This is a genomic window from Allorhizobium pseudoryzae, assembly GCF_011046245.1.
GTDB classification, from domain to species: Bacteria; Pseudomonadota; Alphaproteobacteria; order Rhizobiales; family Rhizobiaceae; genus Neorhizobium; species Neorhizobium pseudoryzae.
Genome location: NZ_CP049241.1, coordinates 1024111 through 1042966, shown reverse-complemented (window position 1 = coordinate 1042966; position 18856 = coordinate 1024111). Strand labels below are relative to the sequence as shown.

Annotated in this window: 17 protein-coding genes and 1 other RNA gene; 3 read left to right on the top strand and 15 right to left on the bottom strand. The window is 64.0% G+C overall.

Going from position 1 to position 18856, the window contains the following annotated elements; genetic code table 11:
- Positions 1-117: 117 nt before the first annotated feature.
- The 10 genes from G6N78_RS05175 to rimP form a co-directional block, all read right to left on the bottom strand.
- Entirely contained in the window at positions 118-336 is a 219-nt protein-coding gene (locus G6N78_RS05175; RefSeq protein ID WP_165216264.1) for a hypothetical protein, read from the bottom strand.
- A gap of 76 nt (positions 337-412) precedes the next feature.
- A complete protein-coding gene (locus G6N78_RS05170) occupies positions 413-1036 on the bottom strand; it encodes a ribonuclease D (RefSeq protein WP_165216263.1) in 624 nt (207 codons plus the stop codon).
- A gap of 417 nt (positions 1037-1453) precedes the next feature.
- Positions 1454-2443, bottom strand: a complete 990-nt coding sequence (locus G6N78_RS05165) for an Ldh family oxidoreductase (protein ID WP_165216261.1) — start codon at positions 2441-2443, stop codon at positions 1454-1456.
- 64 nt (positions 2444-2507) lie between these two features.
- On the bottom strand, positions 2508-3476 hold the full coding sequence (locus G6N78_RS05160; RefSeq protein WP_234905883.1) for a TonB family protein: 969 nt from the start codon (positions 3474-3476) through the stop codon (positions 2508-2510).
- Positions 3473-3937: a TonB system transport protein ExbD gene (gene exbD, locus G6N78_RS05155; protein WP_165216260.1), complete on the bottom strand. Its 465-nt coding sequence runs from the start codon at positions 3935-3937 to the stop codon at positions 3473-3475. Before exbD ends, G6N78_RS05160 begins: the two co-directional genes overlap by 4 nt.
- 1 nt (position 3938) lies before the next feature.
- Positions 3939-5105, bottom strand: coding sequence for a tonB-system energizer ExbB (gene exbB / locus G6N78_RS05150; protein ID WP_165216258.1), 1167 nt, complete (start codon positions 5103-5105; stop codon positions 3939-3941).
- 277 nt (positions 5106-5382) lie between these two features.
- Entirely contained in the window at positions 5383-8175 is a 2793-nt protein-coding gene (infB, locus tag G6N78_RS05145; protein WP_165216257.1) for a translation initiation factor IF-2, read from the bottom strand.
- Positions 8176-8275: 100 nt separating this feature from the next.
- Entirely contained in the window at positions 8276-8962 is a 687-nt protein-coding gene (locus G6N78_RS05140; protein ID WP_165216255.1) for an RNA-binding protein, read from the bottom strand.
- On the bottom strand, positions 8959-10575 hold the full coding sequence (gene nusA / locus G6N78_RS05135; protein ID WP_165216254.1) for a transcription termination factor NusA: 1617 nt from the start codon (positions 10573-10575) through the stop codon (positions 8959-8961). The genes G6N78_RS05140 and nusA overlap by 4 nt, the downstream gene beginning before the upstream one ends.
- Before the next feature lie 66 nt (positions 10576-10641).
- A complete protein-coding gene (gene rimP, locus G6N78_RS05130) occupies positions 10642-11232 on the bottom strand; it encodes a ribosome maturation factor RimP (protein ID WP_165216252.1) in 591 nt (196 codons plus the stop codon).
- 247 nt (positions 11233-11479) lie between these two features.
- Here rimP and G6N78_RS05125 point away from each other — a divergent pair, with 247 nt between their 5' ends.
- Together G6N78_RS05125 and G6N78_RS05120 are read left to right on the top strand one after the other, a co-directional pair.
- The gene (locus G6N78_RS05125; protein WP_165216251.1) at positions 11480-13120 is read left to right on the top strand and encodes an MFS transporter; all 1641 of its coding nucleotides are present in this window, start codon (positions 11480-11482) and stop codon (positions 13118-13120) included.
- Between the two features lie 10 nt (positions 13121-13130).
- Positions 13131-13586, top strand: coding sequence for a GNAT family N-acetyltransferase (locus G6N78_RS05120; protein WP_165216249.1), 456 nt, complete (start codon positions 13131-13133; stop codon positions 13584-13586).
- Here the strand turns inward: G6N78_RS05120 and G6N78_RS05115 are convergent.
- Positions 13583-14806 (bottom strand): lytic murein transglycosylase, encoded by a 1224-nt coding sequence (locus tag G6N78_RS05115; RefSeq protein ID WP_370691488.1) that lies wholly within the window; start codon positions 14804-14806, stop codon positions 13583-13585. The two genes, G6N78_RS05120 and G6N78_RS05115, sit on opposite strands and share 4 nt — an antisense overlap.
- 314 nt (positions 14807-15120) lie before the next feature.
- Positions 15121-15726 (bottom strand): recombination mediator RecR, encoded by a 606-nt coding sequence (recR, locus tag G6N78_RS05110; protein ID WP_165216246.1) that lies wholly within the window; start codon positions 15724-15726, stop codon positions 15121-15123.
- A gap of 56 nt (positions 15727-15782) precedes the next feature.
- Between recR and G6N78_RS05105 the strand changes: the two genes are divergently transcribed.
- Positions 15783-16394: an MOSC domain-containing protein gene (locus G6N78_RS05105; protein WP_165216244.1), complete on the top strand. Its 612-nt coding sequence runs from the start codon at positions 15783-15785 to the stop codon at positions 16392-16394.
- 5 nt (positions 16395-16399) lie between these two features.
- Here G6N78_RS05105 and G6N78_RS05100 read toward each other — a convergent pair whose 3' ends face one another.
- From G6N78_RS05100 to ffs, 3 genes are all read right to left on the bottom strand, one after another.
- Entirely contained in the window at positions 16400-16723 is a 324-nt protein-coding gene (locus G6N78_RS05100) for a YbaB/EbfC family nucleoid-associated protein (RefSeq protein WP_165216243.1), read from the bottom strand.
- Between the two features lie 24 nt (positions 16724-16747).
- Positions 16748-18649 carry a DNA polymerase III subunit gamma/tau gene (locus G6N78_RS05095; RefSeq protein ID WP_165216241.1) on the bottom strand — a complete coding sequence of 634 codons (1902 nt, stop codon included), beginning with the start codon at positions 18647-18649 and terminating at the stop codon, positions 16748-16750.
- An 85-nt stretch (positions 18650-18734) separates the two neighbouring features.
- Positions 18735-18831: signal recognition particle sRNA small type (ffs, locus tag G6N78_RS05090), an RNA gene on the bottom strand.
- Positions 18832-18856 lie beyond the last annotated feature (25 nt).

The following is an 18856-nucleotide window of genomic DNA, read 5'->3' as shown; positions in this document are numbered from 1 at the left end:
GGCGACGGGCAGAATGCTTCTGTTATTGCGACCGTGTTATGGGCCGCTGCCGCGGCGCCTCATGGCGTCAAAGTGCCGTTTGATGCTTAAATATCCGGATAAAACGTAAACTTTTGATTAACTTTGTGCAGAATCGAAACGGAAAAGGGCGGAATGCGCGGGTTTTGAAGCGGGATCCCCCAATGGAAGGGCGTAAATCCCCGTCTCGTCGCTCCCCACGAAGACCGGCGGGTCGGAGGCTGGCCCGTCTTCTGAAAGGTCATCCCCCGCCGCGGCCACATCGGCCTTTGCCTGGAGCGCACTCTGCTCGAAGGCCTGCATGGTCGGCGTAATCATGACGTGCCCGTACGACGGGTGTTGGTCCGCCGACCATAGGTCAACAGGCTTTAAGCCTGATTGACCTTGTCGCCAATCAGCTATGCGCGAAGATATCGGTCTCTTCCCAGCCGAGAAGATCAAGCTTCGCCCGGGTCGGCAGGAAGGCGAAGCAGGCCTGTGCCATCTCCAGCCGGTTGTCGCGGATCAGCCGCTGCATCAGCTTTTCCTGCAGCGCATGCAGGTGCAGAACGTCCGATGCGGCGTATTCCAGCTGGGCGGGCGACAGTTTTTCTGCCGCCCAGTCGGATTGCTGCTGGGCCTTGCAAACGTCGATATCGAGCAGTTCCTTCAGATTGTCCTTCAGGCCGTGACGATCCGTGTAGGTGCGGCAGAGACGCGAGGCGATCTTTGTGCAGAACACGCTCTGCGTGGTGACGCCGAAGGTATGATAGAGCACGGCAATATCGAACCGGCCATAGTGAAAGATCTTTTCGCGGGCGGCATCCGCCATCATCGCGACGAGGTTGGGAGCGGTGGTCTGGCCTGCCGCGATACGAATGACGTCGGCACTGCCATCGCCCGGTGAAAGCTGCACCACGCACAGCCTGTCGCGGCGCGGCACAAGGCCCAGCGTTTCTGTATCGATGGCGATGGCCCCCGTATAACGGGCAGCGTCTTCTGTAGAGATATCCCCTTCGTGATAACGGATCGTGCTCATGTCTTCCCTTTCCTGTCGTGAAAACCGCTATAGCGCATGGGGCGCGGGCTGAATATGCCTAAGGTGTTGGCGGCCAAGAGTGACTGGCGGGCAAGCTCTGCGTCCAGTGCATTGCTGCAATGCAGCAGTGCCGTTTGTGTGGCCTGATCGTATTCGCTATATACAAATCATCGAAGCGACGCACTCCTCCTCCCAGCGTCGCGAGATAGAGATCGGCAACCTCCTCCTCCTCCCAATTGCCGATCGAGTTTAAAAGCCTGCCGCACCTCCTCCCGCGGCAGGCTTTTTCATTTTCAGCTTCTTTTCCGTACAGATCCCCGTCTTGACCCCTCAGGCTCCGTGAATGGCAGAGCCCGGTGGAGTGCGAACAGCCGCTCCAGGGCAGGTGTGCCAGGCGCCGAAACGCCTGGCTCTCGATCAAAGCGCAGCGATGGCCTGCAAAACACCGTCGTCGATCTCGATCCCTTCCTGCAGGGCCTCGGCGCGCAACGAGCGCCCGCGTCGTCCCGGAATGCGCACGCCGTCCTCCTGCGCCATCTCGCCGGCCAGGTCTGCCATTCGTGCGCCGAATCCGGCACCGACGGTTGCTTGGGGATCGATGGTAATGATGAACTGGCCAAGCGCCGGCGGCGCGCCCTTGTCATCGAAGAGCGACGTCGCTTCATAGGAAAACAGCGCGCCGGTGATGCCGGCGGAGAGCGCCTCGACCATGAAGGCAAGCGCAGCACCCTTTACGCCGCCGGCCGGCGCCATGGTGCCCTTGATCGCCTCATCCGGATCGGTGGTCGGATTACCGTTCACGTCGAGCGCCCAGTCATCGGGAATGGCGACACGCTTCTGCTGTGCCTCCATCACCTTGCCGCGGGCAACCTTTGACAGGGCAAGGTCGATGACGATCGGCTCCTGCCCGGCGACCGGAACGGCAAAGGCGATCGGGTTGGTGCCGTAAAGAGGTTTCCGGCCACCCCAGGGTGCCATGGAGGCGGGCGCATTGGCAAACATCATGGCCACCAGTCCCTGGTCGGCAAAGCGCTCCACGGTCAGCGCCATTACGCCGGCGTGGTGGGAGCGGTAAAGGGATGCGCAGGCAATGCCCTGCGCACGGGCCATGGGCGCGAGTTCCTCAATCGCAACATCAAGCGCCGGGTAGGCGAAGCCGTAATTGACATTGACGGCGAGCACACCGGGGCGCGGCATCTCGGTGCTGGCCATGGCCTTGCCGTCCACCTTGCCGGTCCGGACCTGCTTCACATAGGCGGGGACACGGCGAAGCCCGTGGCCGCTTTGGCCGGCGGCTTCCGCCGCAACAAGGGCCTTTGCCACAGAGAGGGACGATTGCGGCAGAACGCCGTTTGCTTCGAAAACGGCGGCGATCTGCCGCTCGAGGTCGGGAAGGGAATAACGCATGGGCAGGATCCTGAAACGCATGCAGGATGGCGGCTTACGCCATCCCTTGGGGGAGGCGTCAGGATTAGCAGTTTCGATAGCCGAGAGGAACCGTGACCTTGCCCGGAATTCCCGGCGGCGGTGGCGGAACGGGAGAAGCACGCCGCACCAGATCGACCATATACTGATCGAAATCACCGTAACCGGAAGAACGGGAGAGCGAAACGCCGCTCAAATTGCCGCTGCCATCAATCCGGAAGGTCACATAGGCGGTGCTGCCCCGGCCGGCGGCCGGGCATTTGCCGCGCTGGCGGCCGAGATGGGCCGCAAGCTTGGACTGCCAGCGTGCTGGAGAAACGGAAGAACCCGCCGGGCTGTTGGAGTTGGCTGCCGCCGCGGTGCGGTCGGACTGGCGCACCTCGGCCTTCGCCTGTTCCGCAGCCTTTGCGGCCGGTGCCGGCGGCTTCGGTTTCGGACGCTCGGCGACCTTCTTCTTGACCGGCTTCGGCTCTTCCTTCCTGACCTCTTTCGGCTCTTCGATCTCTTCGGGACGGATAACCGGAAGCGGCACGTCCACATTGTCGAGAAGCGCAAGCTGCTCCACCGGTTCTTTGATCGGCTCCGGAACATCCTCCGGAATGGTCTTCGCCGTCTGCACCGGCTCTTCCGGTTCAGGCTCCTCGATCACCGGTTCCTCCGGCGTCGCCTCAGTCACCTCCTTGGGGGGATCGGGCACCGGTTCCACGACCGGGTCCGGGGTGGGCACGGGGTCCGGTGGTGGTTCCTCCACCGGTTCGACCGTATCGCTCTTCACCTCCTGCGAATCCTGCATCTCCTCGCTGACCACCGTCTCTTCGGTGACGGCGGCTTCGGGTTCGGGGGCAAGTTCGATCATGATTGCGGCAGGCGGCGAGGCGTCGGCGTCAGCGGAAGGTTCCTCGCGCAGCATGACGGCAGCCGCCGCCAGATGCGCGGTCAGCACCACGACGCAGGCACAGGTCCAGAGGGCCGCTTCTCCCAGCCGGGCGCGGCGGCTTTTCTGCATCAGCATCATGGCGTTGCTCCGGCGGCTCCCTGAGGAGGGGCGGCGGAACCGGGAAGCGTTTCCAGCCCGACGAGGCCGATCTTCAGGTAACCGGCGTCCCGCAGCAGGTTCATCACCTGCATGAACTCGCCGTAATCGACGGACTTGTCGGCGCGCAGGAAGATGCGGGCATCCTTGTTGCCGTCCGTCTGCTGGTCGAGCCGTGCGGCCAGTTGTTCGCGCAGCAGCGCGTCATTGCCGAGATTGAGGCTGAGATCCTGCTTGATGGTCAGGTAGATCGGCTCGTCCGGGCGCGGCGAGGGCTTGGCCGTGGAGGCGGGGAGATCGACATTCACATCCACCGTGGCAAGCGGGGCCGCCACCATGAAGATAATCAAGAGCACGAGCATGACGTCGATGAAGGGGGTGACGTTGATCTCGTGGTTTTCCGGCAGGTCGTCGCCGTGATTTTCGCGGATTCCGCCGGCCATCTTACTCTCCCGCGACGAGCGAGACAGGCGCCTTGCGCTGGCCGGGCGGCACCTTGCGGAAATCGAGATCGCGGCTCACCAGTCGCTCCACGCCCGCGGCAGCATCGGCCAGAAGCTGGCGATAGCCGGTGATCGAGCGGGAGAACATGTTGTAGATCACGACGGCCGGAATGGCGGCGACGAGACCGATCGCGGTGGCGAGCAGCGCCTCTGCAATGCCCGGAGCGACGACGGCAAGGTTGGTCGTCTGCGACTTCGAGATGCCGATGAAGGCGTTCATGATGCCCCAGACCGTGCCGAACAGTCCCACGAAGGGGCCGACGGAACCGATCGTCGCGAGCGCCCCCGTGCCGCGCATCATGCGGCGCCCGGCATAGGCTTCGATACGGCCGAGGATGGAGGAGACGCGTTCCTTCACGCCGGCATTTTCGGCGTGATCCAGCGCCCCTTCCGAAAGCGCGAGTTCGCGGGCGGCCTCGCGCAGCATCGAGGCCGCCGGGCCTCCGCGCCGTTCCGTGGCCGTGACAGCCTCCGTGAGGTTCTTGGAGTGGCGGATGACCTTGATGACGCTCTTGGCGCGGCGGCGGGCGCCGGCAAGCTCGAGCGTCTTCGCAAGCCACACCGTCCAGGTGATGAGGGAAGCGAGCGCCAGCCCGATCATGACGCTTTTCACCACCCAGTCGGCCGCCAGGAACATGCCGACCGGCGAGAGGTCATGCGGAATGTCGCTGCGCGGCTGAGGGGTCAGGAACTGGGTCAGAAGACCCGTGGGCTCACTCGCCTCCGGCACGCTTTCATCCGCCGTGGCTGGAGCCGCTGACATTGACCGGGGCGCGGCGCCATCGGTGGTGGCCTGAGGCTCTGCGGATGGAGTGGTCGCGCCGGGCGCAGCCGGTTGCGTCTGTGCCTGCACAGGCGGGAGGGGCTCAGGCTGTGTCTCAGCCTGTTGCGCGACGGGTGGCTCGGAGACAGTGCCAGCTGATGGTGCAACCACCCGCGGCTGCGTTGTCATTACGGCATCGGGAGCCGTGGTCGCGTTTTGGGTCGCGTCTTGGGCCAGTACGGGGGTGGAGAAAACGGCGGCCACGACAACGAGCGCAAGCCGCGCGCGGGTCGATTGCAGCATCGGCCGGTGTGGGATGGGGGCGGACGGGGCGTTGATCGACATGGCCAAACTCCGGACATTGGACTTCAGTGCAGGCGCTTGGCCGCAAGGCCCTTCTCCGGCAAGCGCGTTGACGAGCGCCCGGACAGCTCGGTCCGACGACTGGCCTCGAATGGATACGGGATAATAAACTTGAGTGTGTTTAGCAACTATATTGTGCCGCGATCGCGAAAGAAGTGTGTGCGGGTTGAGCGCGCCGGGGCAATGAAGGTCAGATCCGCAACAGAAAACGCCGGACCCGAGGGCCCGGCGTTGATGCATGCCTGAACTGAGGAAAGTCTCAGAGCGTACGGGTGACGTGTTCCACGCGGAAGCACTCGATCGTATCGCCGGCGCGGATGTCTTCGTAGTTCTCGAAGGCCATACCGCATTCCTGACCGACCGGCACTTCGGCGACTTCGTCCTTGAAGCGCTTGAGGGTCTTGAGCTTGCCTTCGTGGATGACGACGTTGTCGCGCACCAGGCGAACGCCTGCGCCACGCTCCACCTTGCCTTCGACCACACGGCAACCGGCGACCTTGCCGACCTTCGTGATGTTGAACACCTCGAGGATCTCGGCATTGCCGAGGAAGGTTTCGCGACGTTCCGGCGACAAGAGGCCCGACATCGCTGCCTTCACGTCATCCACCAGATCGTAGATGATGTTGTAGTAGCGAATTTCGGTGCCGGTGCGTTCGGCGGCGGCGCGGGCCTGGGTGTTGGCGCGGACGTTGAAGCCGATGATCGCTGCGTTCGAGGCTTCGGCCAGAACGATATCGGATTCGGTCACGCCGCCGACGCCCGAATGGACGATGCGGGCGCGGACCTCGTCGGTACCGAGCTTGTCGAGCGCGCCGATGATGGCTTCGATCGAACCCTGCACGTCGCCCTTGATGACCAGCGGGAACTCCTTGAGACCCGACGTCTGCAGCTGGCTCATCATCTGTTCCAGCGAACCGCGCGAGCCGGACTGGCGGGCAGCCGCCTTGTCACGGGCCAGACGCTGACGGTACTCGGAGATTTCGCGAGCACGCGCCTCGTTTTCGACGACGGCGAACTTGTCACCGGCAGCGGGCGTTCCCGACAGACCCAGAACTTCGACCGGGAGAGCCGGACCGGCTTCCTTGACGTGTTCGCCCTTGTCGTTGACGAGCGCACGCACGCGGCCCCACTGGTCGCCGGCCACGATGATCTGACCAGGCTTCAGCGTACCCTTCTGGATCAGCACGGTGGCAACGGCACCACGACCACGGTCGAGCTGCGCTTCCACGACAGTGCCTTCGGCCGTCCGGTTCGGATTGGCCTTGAGGTCCAGAACTTCCGCCTGCAGCAGGATCGCTTCCAGCAGCTTGTCGAGGTTCGTGCCGTTCTTGGCCGAAACCTGAACTTCCAGAACGTCACCGCCCATCGATTCCACGAAGACTTCGTGCTGCAGGAGCGCGGTGCGGACCCGCTGCGGGTCAGCTGCCGGCTTGTCGATCTTGTTGATCGCCACGATGATCGGGACACCAGCCGCCTTGGCGTGGTTGATGGACTCGATCGTCTGCGGCATGACGCTGTCGTCAGCGGCAACCACAAGGATCGCGATATCCGTCACCTGTGCACCACGGGCACGCATGGCGGTGAACGCCGCGTGACCGGGGGTGTCGATGAAGGTGATCTTCTGACCGTTCTGCTCGACCTGGTAGGCGCCGATGTGCTGGGTGATGCCGCCGGCTTCGCCAGCCACGACGTTCGCCTTGCGGATTGCGTCGAGGAGCGAGGTCTTGCCGTGGTCGACGTGACCCATGATGGTGACGACCGGCGGACGCGGCAGGCGCTCGCCTTCTTCATCCACCACGTTGAAGATGCCTTCTTCAACGTCGGATTCCGAAACGCGCTTGACGGTGTGGCCGAATTCGGTGGCGATGAGTTCTGCCAGATCGGCGTCGATGACGTCGCCCGGCTTCATCATCTGGCCTTCCTTCATCAGGTACTTGATGACGTCGACGGCGCGCTCGGACATGCGCTGCGACAGTTCCTGAATGGTGATCGTTTCCGGCAGGACGACCTCGCGCATGACCTTTTCACGCGTCTCCTGCATCTGGCTGCGGCGGAACTTTTCCTGCCGGCGGCGCATGGATGCGAGCGAACGGCCGCGTGCATTGCCGTCATCATCGACGTTTGCGGTAGTGACCGTCAGCTTGCCGCGGCGGCGATCGTCTTCCTTCGGACGGGCCGGAACCTTGGCCGGAGCCGGTGCTGCCACCTTGCCACGACCCGGCGCACCACGCGGAGGACCACGATCGTCAAAGTCGTCGTCGCTGGCCTTGCGGCCACGAACCGCGCCGGCCGGCAAAGGAGCCGTCGTCGTCGGAGCCGGGCGAGCGCCTTGCGGGCGGCCATCCGGTGCACGGGCAGTTGCACCCGGCGTTGCGGCGCGGGCTGCGGGAGCGGCATCATCGCGTGCGGCCGGAGCGTCGGCAGCCGGAGCGGCTTCCGTTACCGGTTCCGCTGCAGGCGCCGCCAGGGCTTCTGCTGCACGGCGTTCGGCTTCGAGCTTAGCTTCCGCTGCGCGGCGCTCGTCTTCGGCCCGGCGACGGGCTTCGTCTTCGGCGCGCTGCTTGGCTTCGATCACTTCCCGGGCCTGGGCCTCGGCAAGTGCGCGGCGGCGGGCATCCATTTCGCTTGCGGACAGATCGTGCAGCACGGCACCGCGCGGACGATCATTGTTGCGCTGCTGCGACTGCTGCGGACGGTTGCCCTGCTGCTGCGGGGGGCGATTGCCCTGCTGCGGCGGACGGTGCGACTGCTGGTTCGGCTGGTGCACGCGCGGCGGCGGCGTCTGCTGGGCAGGGCGCTGCGGCTGGGGTGCCGGTGCGGCGGCCTCGGGGGCGCGCTGCGGCTGGGGCGCCGGTGCGGCAACCACGGGTGTGATCGGCTTTTCATCTTCCGGGCGTAGCGGGCGACGCTTGCGCGTCTCGACCACGACCGCCTTGGTGCGACCGCGACCCATATCCTGGCGCACGGTGCCCTGAGACATCCCCGATGGCTTCAGGGTGAGGGTCTTCTTTCCCGTTACGCTGAGTGTCTTGTCGTCGTTACTGTCGGTCATCCGTTCCTGTTCCTTCCGACAGGAACGGATGGCAACCATCACATCCTGTCGTTCAATACATGTCGTTCAATGCGGCAGCCGGCATAGGCCGGTGACCGCGTCATGTTCTTGACCGGCCAGCGCCGCCATTTGCTCCGGAGTGACCGCTCGTGCGGTACGTTTCGAGCTTGGTTGCGCGTTTCACTACACCTTCACCCGCCTGTCCGGCAAGCGCCGCGGCATGGATAAAAGCATTCTGGCCCATCAGTTCTTCCATTTCGGCCAAGGTAAAGAGCTTGAAGGAGGCAATGTCCTCTTCGGCATCCGTACCCAGCCTCCAGGCCTTGCGGGCCTGGTCGATCTTTCTGACACCATCCGCAGCGGCATCCACGGCGTGGAACACGCCAAGCGCCTCGCCGCTGCGAACGGCATTGTCCACCTTCATTGCGCCGGAGACGAACTGTCCCGCCTTGCGCGCCAGGTTCATCATGCCGGCGAGATCCGCCACCAGCAGCCGGTCAACGAGGTCGCCCAGATCCCCGGGCGCCGTCACATCCGTCTTCAGGGCACGGGCAAACAGCTTTCGCTGAAGCGCCCGTTCCACCAGAGCCCGCTCGGCCCTTACCCAGCAGCCACGACCCGGAAGCTGACGCTTCAGGTCCGGAACCACCTGGCCATCCGGCCCGGCCACGAAACGGATCAGATCGGCCGGATCGGTCGCCTCGCGTGTGACGATGCAGGTGCGATCGTTCACCACCAGCTCTCCGTCATCGGCGTCACCATCACCGGTCTGCGCCGCCGCAATCATTCCTGAACTGCGGCGTCCGCCTCCTCATCCGCTTCGACAACCTCTTCCTCCTCGCGTGCCAGATCCGCTTCGGTGATCCAGCCGGCGAGCAGGCGTGCCTGCACGATCATGTTTTCCGCTTCGACACGCGACACGTCGAATTTCGAGAAGATGCCCTCGAACTTCTTGGTTTCGCCGTCCTTGCGCTCCGACCAGCCGATCAGGTCGTCGGCCGCGCAGCCGGCAAAGTCTTCCACGGTCTTTATGCCGTCCTCGCCGAGCGCCACCAGCATCTTGCCGGTCAGGCCGTCGATCTGGCGCAACTCGTCGGCCACACCCAGTTCGCGGCGCTTGGCATCCATTTCGGCTTCCAGGCGCTCGAGATATTCGCGGGCGCGGGTCTGGATCTCGTTGGCGGTGTCCTCATCGAAGCCATCGATGGAGGCAATTTCGTCGAGATCGACGTAAGCCAGTTCTTCCACCTGGGCAAAACCTTCGGAGGCGAGAACCTGGCCAACCATCTCGTCCACGTCGAGGGCATCCATGAACAGGTTGGTGCGCTCGTTGAATTCCTTCTGGCGGCGTTCCGATTCCTCGGCCTCCGTCATGATGTCGATGTCCCAGCCGGTCAGCTGCGAGGCGAGGCGGACGTTCTGGCCGCGACGACCGATGGCAAGCGACAGCTGCTCGTCCGGAACCACCACTTCGATACGCTCTGCATCTTCGTCGAGAACGACCTTGGCGACTTCCGCCGGCTGCAGGGCGTTGACGATGAACGAGGCCGGATCGGCCGACCACGGAATGATGTCGATCTTTTCGCCCTGAAGCTCGCCGACAACCGCCTGGACGCGGGAACCGCGCATACCGACGCAGGCGCCGACCGGATCGATGGACGAGTCGTTGGAGATGACCGCGATCTTGGCGCGTGAACCCGGATCACGGGCCACCGACTTGATCTGGATGATGCCATCGTAGATTTCCGGTACTTCCATGGTAAACAGCTTCACCATGAACTGCGGATGGGTACGCGACAGGAAGATCTGCGGGCCACGCTGTTCGCGGCGCACATCGTAGACATAGGCGCGGACGCGGTCGCCATAACGCATGTTCTCGCGCGGGATCATCTCGTCGCGACGGATGATGCCTTCGCCACGGCCGAGATCGACGATGACGTTGCCGTATTCGACGCGCTTGACGGTGCCGTTGACGATTTCGCCGACGCGGTCCTTGAACTCGTCGAACTGGCGGTCACGCTCGGCTTCGCGCACTTTCTGCACGATCACCTGCTTGGCGGACTGGGCGGCGATACGGCCGAAATCCATCGGCGGCAGCGGGTCGGCGATGTAGTCGCCGATCTTGGCATCGACGTTGCGGTCGCGGGCCAGCGCCAGCGGAATCTGCGTCGTGTAATCCTCGGCATGCTCCACCACTTCCAAGAGACGCTGCAGGCGGATTTCGCCGGTCTTGGAGTTGATGTCGGCGCGGATGTTGCTCTCGGTGCCGTAGCGCGAGCGGGCCGCCTTCTGGATCGCATCGGCCATGGCGGCCAGAACGATCTCGCGGTCGATGACCTTTTCGCGCGCAACTGCATCTGCGATCTGCAGAAGTTCAAGTCGGTTCGCACTCACTGCCATTGTCGTCGGTCTCCGTAGATCGAATGTGTGCTGCTGCCCGCGTCGTCGGGCGGGCAAAATGGGGTTTTAGTCTTCGTCGCTTTCGTCGTTCTGGTTCGCGGCCTCCGCCTTCGCCAGTTTGTCGGCGCGCAGGGCATCGCGGATCAGATCGTCCGTCAGGATCAGTTTCGCTTCCGCCAGGGCGGAATAGGGAATGGTCACACGCGGTTCTTCACCGTACGCAACCTGGTCGCGCTCCAGCGTGAAGCCGTTGTCGTTTGTCTCCGCGATCTTGCCGCGGAAGCGCTTGCGGTTGTCGAGAAGCACGGAGGTTTCGCACTTCACGATATGCCCGGTCCAGCGCACAAAATCGGACTTGCGCACCATCGGCCGGTCAATGCCGGGCGAGGACACTTCCAGATGATACGCCTTATCGACCGGATCTTCCACATCAAGAACCGGAGAAATGGCCATCGAGACCGCTTCGCAATCCTCGACGGTCATCGTGCCGTCATTGCGTTCGCACATGATCTGCAGCGTCAGGCCGTTCTGGTTGAGAAGCCGCACCCGGACGAGGCGGAAATCCATCGCCTCCAGTGTCGGCTCGATGATTTCTGCGATCCTGAGGTCGAGACCCGTCTCGACGATGAGACGCGTTTCCTTCTGGCTGTCCTGCATATGGTCTTTCGGCGTGGTCGCCGTCCCGGCGATAATGTTCCGTTCGCCTGACCGCCTAATAAAAAAGAGCGGGTCCTTCGCGGGCCCACTCTTCATCTGACGATCAAGAATTTACGGTTCATATACGCTGCAAACCCTCCGATTGCAAGGCCTTGCCCGATCCTCTCCCGTCGCCCGGCATTTCCGCTTGCCCCGATCGATCGTGCGACTAGTTTATGGCGCAGCATGAATCACGACGAGGTGCACCGTGCCCGACCGGGTTTCCCCCCTGGCGCCTTTCGCCCACCAGACCTTCCGGACCATCTGGATCGCCAGCATCGCCTCCAATTTCGGTGGCTTGATCCAGGCGGTCGGTGCGGCCTGGATGATGACCGCGATTTCCAGTTCGGAAAACATGGTGGCGCTCGTGCAGTCCTCGACGGCCTTGCCCATCATGCTGTTCTCGCTCCTTGCCGGCGCGCTCGCCGATAATTTCAACCGCCGCAGCATCATGCTGGCGGCGCAGGGGTTCATGCTCGTCGTGTCCCTGCTTCTGACCGCATTCGCCTTCTTCGGCTGGCTGACGCCCTGGGCGCTCCTGGCCTTCACCTTCCTGATCGGCTGCGGCACGGCGCTGAACAACCCGTCATGGCAGGCCTCCGTCGGAGATCTCGTGCCGCGACCGGTGCTGCCGGCGGCCGTGACGCTGAACAGCGTCGGTTTCAACATCACGCGAAGCGTCGGTCCGGCCATTGGCGGGGCCATCGTTGCGGCGTTTGGTGCGGCCGCGGCATTCGGCGTCAATGCGCTCAGCTATTTTGCGCTGATCTACGCCCTGGGACGCTGGAAGCCCGAGATCCCCGTCAGCAAGTTGCCGCGCGAAACCTTAGGGCGTGCGCTGTCAGCCGGCTTCGGTTATGTCGCGATGTCGCCGAAGCTCATCAAGGTGCTGTTCCGCTCCGGCCTGTTTGGCCTTTCGGCCAGCGCCATCCTGGCGCTGTTGCCGCTGGTGGCGCGCGATCTGGTGGCCGGCGGCCCGCTCACCTACGGCATCATGCTGGGTGCTTTCGGTGTCGGCGCGGTCGGGGGCGCCATCCTGAACGCACGCCTGCGCGAACTCTGTTCGAGCGAGATGATCGTGCGGCTCTCTTTCACCGGTTTTGCGGCGAGTGCCGTGGTGGCCGCCCTGTCCACGTCCACCTGGCTCACCTGTCTGGTCCTGCTCGTGCCGGGGGCCTGCTGGGTGCTGGCGTTATCGCTCTTCAATACGACGGTGCAGTTGTCCACCCCGCGCTGGGTGGTCGGGCGTGCCTTGTCCTTCTACCAGACGGCCACCTTCGGTGGCATCGCCCTGGGGAGCTGGGTGTGGGGTATGATCGCCGAGGAATTCGGTGTGGCTTATGCCTTGCTGGTGGCCAGCCTTGCGCTGGTGATCGGCGCTCTCATCGGCATCCGCTTTTCGCTTCCCTCGATGGAGACGCTCGATCTCGACCCGGCCAATACCTTCCGCGAGCCGTCGCTGCGTCTCGATCTGCAGCCGCGCAGCGGGCCGATCGTCCTGCTTGTCGATTACACGATCCGCGAGGAAAACGTGCCGGAATTCCTGGCGCTGATGTCCGAGCGCCGCCGTATCCGGATCCGTGACGGTGCCCGCCAATGGGCCCTGATGCGGGATCTCGAAAATCCCGACATCTGGACGGAGACCTATCATACCGCCACCTGGGCGGATTATGTGCGCCACAACCAGCGCCGCACTCAGGCGGATTCCGAGGTGTGGACGCGCATCCGTGCCCTGCATGCCGGGCCGGACGGGCCGCGCGTTCACCGCATGATCGAACGCCAGGCCATTCCACCGGAGGATGCCGGCGACGACATCTTCCACAAGGCATCCATCGATCTTCACCATTGAGGGCAGGCACATGGTCCAGATTCGCAAGGCAGAACGCAAGGATCTCGCCGCCATCGTCGCGATGCTCGCCGACGACCAGCTGGGTCTGTCGCGGGAAGTGGTCTCCGATCCCGTCGATGCCCGCTATGTCGAGGCATTTTCTGCCATCGATGCGGACCCGAACCAGCTGCTGGCGGTGGTGCTGAGCGAGGCGGGCGAGGTCATCGGCTGCCTTCAGCTCAGCTTCCTTCCCGGCCTCTCGCGGCTCGGACTCTGGCGCGGCCAGATCGAGAGTGTGCGGATTGCGGCAAGCCAGCGCGGCAGCGGCCTCGGACACGAGATGATGTCGTGGGCGATCGAGGAATGCCGCAAGCGCGGCTGCGGCCTCGTGCAGCTGACCTCCGACAAACGCCGCGAGGATGCGTTGCGCTTCTACGAACAGCTCGGCTTCGAGGCGAGCCATGAAGGGTTCAAGCTCAGCCTCTAGCGCAGTTTCGCCTTCAGGCTTTCATCCGGAAAACAGGTGGGTGCCTGCCCGTTCTTCGCCTGCCAGTCGCCAAGCGAGCGGCGGGTCTTGAAGCCGGCCAAACCGTCCGCCTTGCCGACATCGTAGCCTTTCGCCTGCAGGCTCTTCTGCATGGCGAGCACATCCGAGCGCAGCATCCTGCCGACGGCACCCCACTGGCCCTGGAAGGCGCCGCTGCCGAAAGCGATGCGGTCTGCCAGATTGCCGATGAAGAGCGCGTAGAGATCGGAATTATTGTATTCCTTCAGCACGTAGAAATTCGGTGTGACGATGAATTCCGGCCCGTGCCGCCCCGCTGGCACCAGCATCATGCCGGAGAGCTTCGCTTCATCGGTCGGAAAAGCCTTGCCCGAAATTCGGGTGATGCCGCTCGCCTGCCAGGCGGAAATCGCCTTGGCGAGATCCGGCCCTTCCTGCGCGCAGGAGACGGCGTCCGGGATGCGCACCTCAAAACCCCAGTCGCGACCGCGCTGCCAGCCTTTGAGCGCCAGATAATGCGCGATCGAGCCCAGCGTATCAGGCACCGAATCCCAGATGTCGGCGCGGCCATCGCCATCGAAATCTACGGCGTATTTTACGTAGCTCGATGGCATGAACTGCGGCTGGCCGAGCGCCCCGGCCCAGGAGCCCATCATCCGCCCCGGCGCCACGTCGCCATGCTCGAGGATACGCAGTGCATCGATCAGTTCGGTGCGGAACATCTCCTTGCGGGTCGACATGAAGGCCTTGGTCGCCAGCACTTCGATCGCCGAATAGGGCAGCTTTGCCCGGCCATAACCGGATTCGCGGCCCCAGATGGCAATCACGATGGCACCCGGCACGCCGTAGGTCTTTTCGATTTTACGCAGCGTCGCCGCATGGGTCTCGGCCAGCGTCCGGCCGGTCGCGGCAAGCCCCTGCAGCCGCTGTTCGGAGAAATAGGCGCCGGGCGAGGAAAATTCCGCCTGGCTCTGGTCCTGCTCTTTGGGTGGCGTTGTACCGGGCGGTACGAGATCCGGCAGCGACCAGTTGAGCATCACCCCCTGGAACGCCCGCTCGATCGTCTTCTCCGAAACGCCCGCCTTGCGGGCCTCCGGGGCGAGGTCGCGGCTGATCCAGGCGCGGAACTGGGCCTCCACCTCGGATTTGGAGGGGGCGGCCAAGGCGGGGAGGGAGACCGTGTTCAGGCTAACAAGCGTCAACGCCAGGAGACAGCTTTTTCCAACCCAAACAGAACCCCTCTGGCCTGCCGGCCATCTCCCCCCCAAGGGGGGAGAAGACTTGCCGCGCCGCCATGCTCCGAACAAGGCGACGAGGCCGCGGCAGGTTAAGCCCGTCCCCCTTGTGGGGAGGGGGTGGGGAGGGGTCTTTGTGACCCATCCAGCCGTCGTTCCATTCAAGGAGAGGTGAGATCTCGATGACCTGTTCGTATCCACCGAAATCCTGGAGATTTCGTTCCGTCGGGCGAGAAAGTTCCGAAGAAGCCTGATCACTATATCTCCTCCTCCCATCACCCTCAGATCGCCGTGCGCGCCCGAAGCGCCGCCGTCAGTGTGCCCTCATCCAGATAGTCCAGCTCGCCACCCACCGGCACGCCATGCGCCAGCCTTGTGATCTTCACCGGCAGTTCGGCCAGCCGGTCGGTGATGTAGTGCGCCGTCGCCTGGCCTTCGACCGTCGCGTTCACGGCCAGGATGATTTCCCGGATGCCGCCCTCGCTCGCCCGGTCGATGAGGCCCTTGATGTTGAGATCGTCCGGCCCGACGCCATCGAGTGGCGAGAGCGTTCCCCCCAGCACGTGGTAGGCGGCATTCATGGCGCCGGCCCGCTCCAGTGCCCAAAGGTCGGAGACATCCTCCACGACGATGATGACGGACTGGTCGCGGCGGTCGTCGGTGCAGACCGTGCAGGGGTCGCTGGTATCGACATTGCCGCAGCGCGAACACACTTTGACCTTGTCATAGGCGTCGCCGAGCGCCAGCGATAGCGGGCCCATCAACTGCTCGCGCTTCTTGATCAGGTGCAGCGCCGCCCGCCGTGCGGAACGGGGGCCGAGCCCCGGAACCTTGGCCAGCAACTGGATGAGTTTTTCGATTTCAGGACCGGTGACGCGTTTTGCCATGCGCCGCTTTTAGACGATAAGCGTTGGAAACGGAATCGCACAGTGAGGCATCTCTCATGAAAGTCAGCGTCACATGCATCGGGCAACCGGAGAAAGTGCCGGGCAAGACCTACCGGACGGGCATCAACAAGGCGCCGGTCAGCGGTGCCGTCATGATCGACGAGAGCGGGCTGCTCGGTGATTCGGTGCTCAACCGCAAACATCACGGCGGGCCGGATCAGGCGGTCTACGCTCTGGGCTCGGTGGATCTGGCGGCCTGGTCGGCCGAACTGGGAGAAACCGTCGAACCCGGCACGTTCGGCGAAAACCTGGTGATCGAGGGGCTCGATAGCCGGCTGGTGCGGGTCGGCGACCGGTTCGAGACGGACGATGTCCTCTTGGAGGTGACTTCGACGCGCACGCCGTGTGCAACGCTCGCAGCCCGCATGGGCGACCCGCGGTTCGCAAAGCGATTTTACCAGATGGCACGGCCGGGCTTTTACGCCCGTGTGCTGCGCAAGGGCACGATCGGGGCGGGTGATCCCGTCACCCACATCCCCTTCGACGGGCAATCCGTCACCATGCCGTATCTGCTGGGACTAGTAACGAAGCAGGTGACTGACCAACAGCGCGCCCACCTCCTGGCTCTGCCGATCAGCGAAAGGCTGCGGGCAGCTTTAGCGGGCTGACGTTCTTAGAACGGCAGCTTCATGCCGGGCGGGATCGGCAGGCCGGCGGTCAGTTCGCGGGTCTTTTCTGCGGCGAGCGCCTCGGCCTTGTCCTTGGCATCCTTGTGCGCGGCAATGACCAGGTCTTCAAGAATCTCGACCTCGTCTTCCTTGAACAGCGACGGGTCGATCTTGAGGCCCAGCATCTCGCCCTTGCCGGTCATGCGTACGGTCACCAGACCGCCGCCGGATTTGCCCTCGACTTCGAGCGCGGCGATATCCGCCTGCATCTGCTCCATCTTGGCCTGCATTTCCTTGACCTTGCCCATCATGCCCATGATGTCGCGCATCGGGTCGCTCCTTCTCGTTTCCTGTCAGAATTCCATGTCGTCGCCGGGCAGGATGTCGCCCTCGTCGGTCTCGATCGTCGCCGGCGGCGCAACCTCTTCCGTCTCGTCCGCCTCGGTCACCCGGATGCGCACGTCAGTGATGCGGGCGCCGGGGAACTGGCTGAGGATCGCCGCAACATCCGGATCGGCCTTGGCATCGGTCTTTCGCTGTTCCTTGAGCGACTCTTCCGCTTCCACCAGCGTCGGAGCACCTCTCTCGTTGGAGAGCGTGACCCACCACGTGATACCGGTCCAGTCCTTGAGCCTGGACGTCAGATCGGCAGCGATCGATTTCGGCGCGTCCGGCTCCAGCCGGATTTCAAGCCGTCCGGGTTCAATCTTCACAAGGTGAACGGATTGGCGCACGCGGGCTCGCAAAACCGGCTCGCGGTTTTTCGCGCACAGATCGGCGATGTCCGAAAGCGAATGGATCGGCACTGCCGGTGTAGGCGCGGCGGCGGGCTGGCTTGCGGGCCGCTCTTCCGCGCGTCCAACCGCCATCGGCTGCGGCGTCGAGGGGACCGCAGAAAGCATGGCTGTCGGTCCGCCCGCGCCGCCATTGGAGGCCATGCGCGGGGCAGGGGTCTGATCGACGCCGCGTGCCATCGTCGCCGGAGAACCGCCCAGCGCCGCACGTGCCCCGCCATTGCCGGAACCTTGCACGGAGGCACCGGCATCGCCGCCGCCGTTGATGAGATCTGCCACCCGGCGTGCCGCATCCTCCGGCGAAGGCAGATGTGCGGCATGCGCGAGACGGATCAGCACCATTTCGGCAGCCCCCGCGGGACGCGACGAATTTTCCGCCTCCGGAATGCCCTTCAGCAGCATCTGCCACATCCGCGACAGCGTGGTGACGGCGACATTGGCGGCAAACTCCGCGCCGCGAACCCGCTCCACTTCGCTGAGCGAGGCATCGTTGCCGGCTTCCGGGATATATTTGATGCGGGTGACGAGATGGGTGAAATCCGCGAGATCCGTCAGAACGACGACCGGATTGGCACCCGCCTCGTACTGGGCGGTAAATTCCTGCAGGGCGGCCTGCACATCGCCTTTGACGACGTGTTCGAAGAGATCGACGATCCGCGCCCGGTCGGCGAGCCCCAGCATGCCGCGCACGGTCTCGACCTGGACTGAACCGCCGCCATGGGCAATTGCCTGGTCGAGCAGCGACAGGCCGTCACGGGCCGAACCTTCGGCTGCCCGCGCGATCATCGAGAGCGCCTCCGGCTCGAACGCAATCGCCTCCTTGCCGAGGATGGCGGAAAACAGGCCGACGAGGTCGGCGGCGCTGATCCGGCGCAGGTCGAAACGCTGGCAGCGGGAGAGAACCGTGATCGGCACCTTGCGGATTTCGGTGGTGGCGAAGATGAATTTCACATGCTCCGGCGGCTCTTCCAGGGTCTTCAAGAGACCGTTGAAGGCCTGCGTCGAGAGCATGTGCACTTCGTCGATGATATAGACCTTGTAGCGCGCCGAGACCGGTCGGTAGCGCACCTGCTCGATGATCTCGCGGATGTCGTCGATGCCGGTATGCGAGGCGGCGTCCATCTCGATCACATCGACATGCCGGCCTTCCATGATCGCCTGGCAGTGTTCGCCCGGCACGCGCAAGTCGATCGTCGGCTTGTCGATGTCCGGGGTCTTGTAGTTGAGCGCACGGGCCAGAATGCGGGCCGTCGTCGTCTTGCCCACGCCGCGTACGCCGGTCAGCATGTAGGCCTGGGCGATGCGGCCCGTCTCGAAGGCATTGGTGAGGGTGCGGACCATCGGCTCCTGGCCGACCATCAGGTCCGAAAAATCCTTGGGGCGATATTTGCGTGCCAGAACCCGGTAGCCGGCGTTCCCCGTTGCGGTCGTTCCCGAAACTGTCAGCCCGGTGTCGCTCATCAAGTCCCGCCAGCCCCGCTTGGCTATTCCAGCCTTTGACCAGCCAAACGGCCGGACCGGAAGCTGACCATGAAAGAGTTAGAAGGTGGGAGGCTGGCACGGCGACCCGTGCCGGGCTCGTTAGGGCTGCTTCCTTCCGGACCTGACCCGGTTGGCGAGTGGCTCGTCCACCACCAACCTCCCGAGGGGACATATCGTCGTTTCACG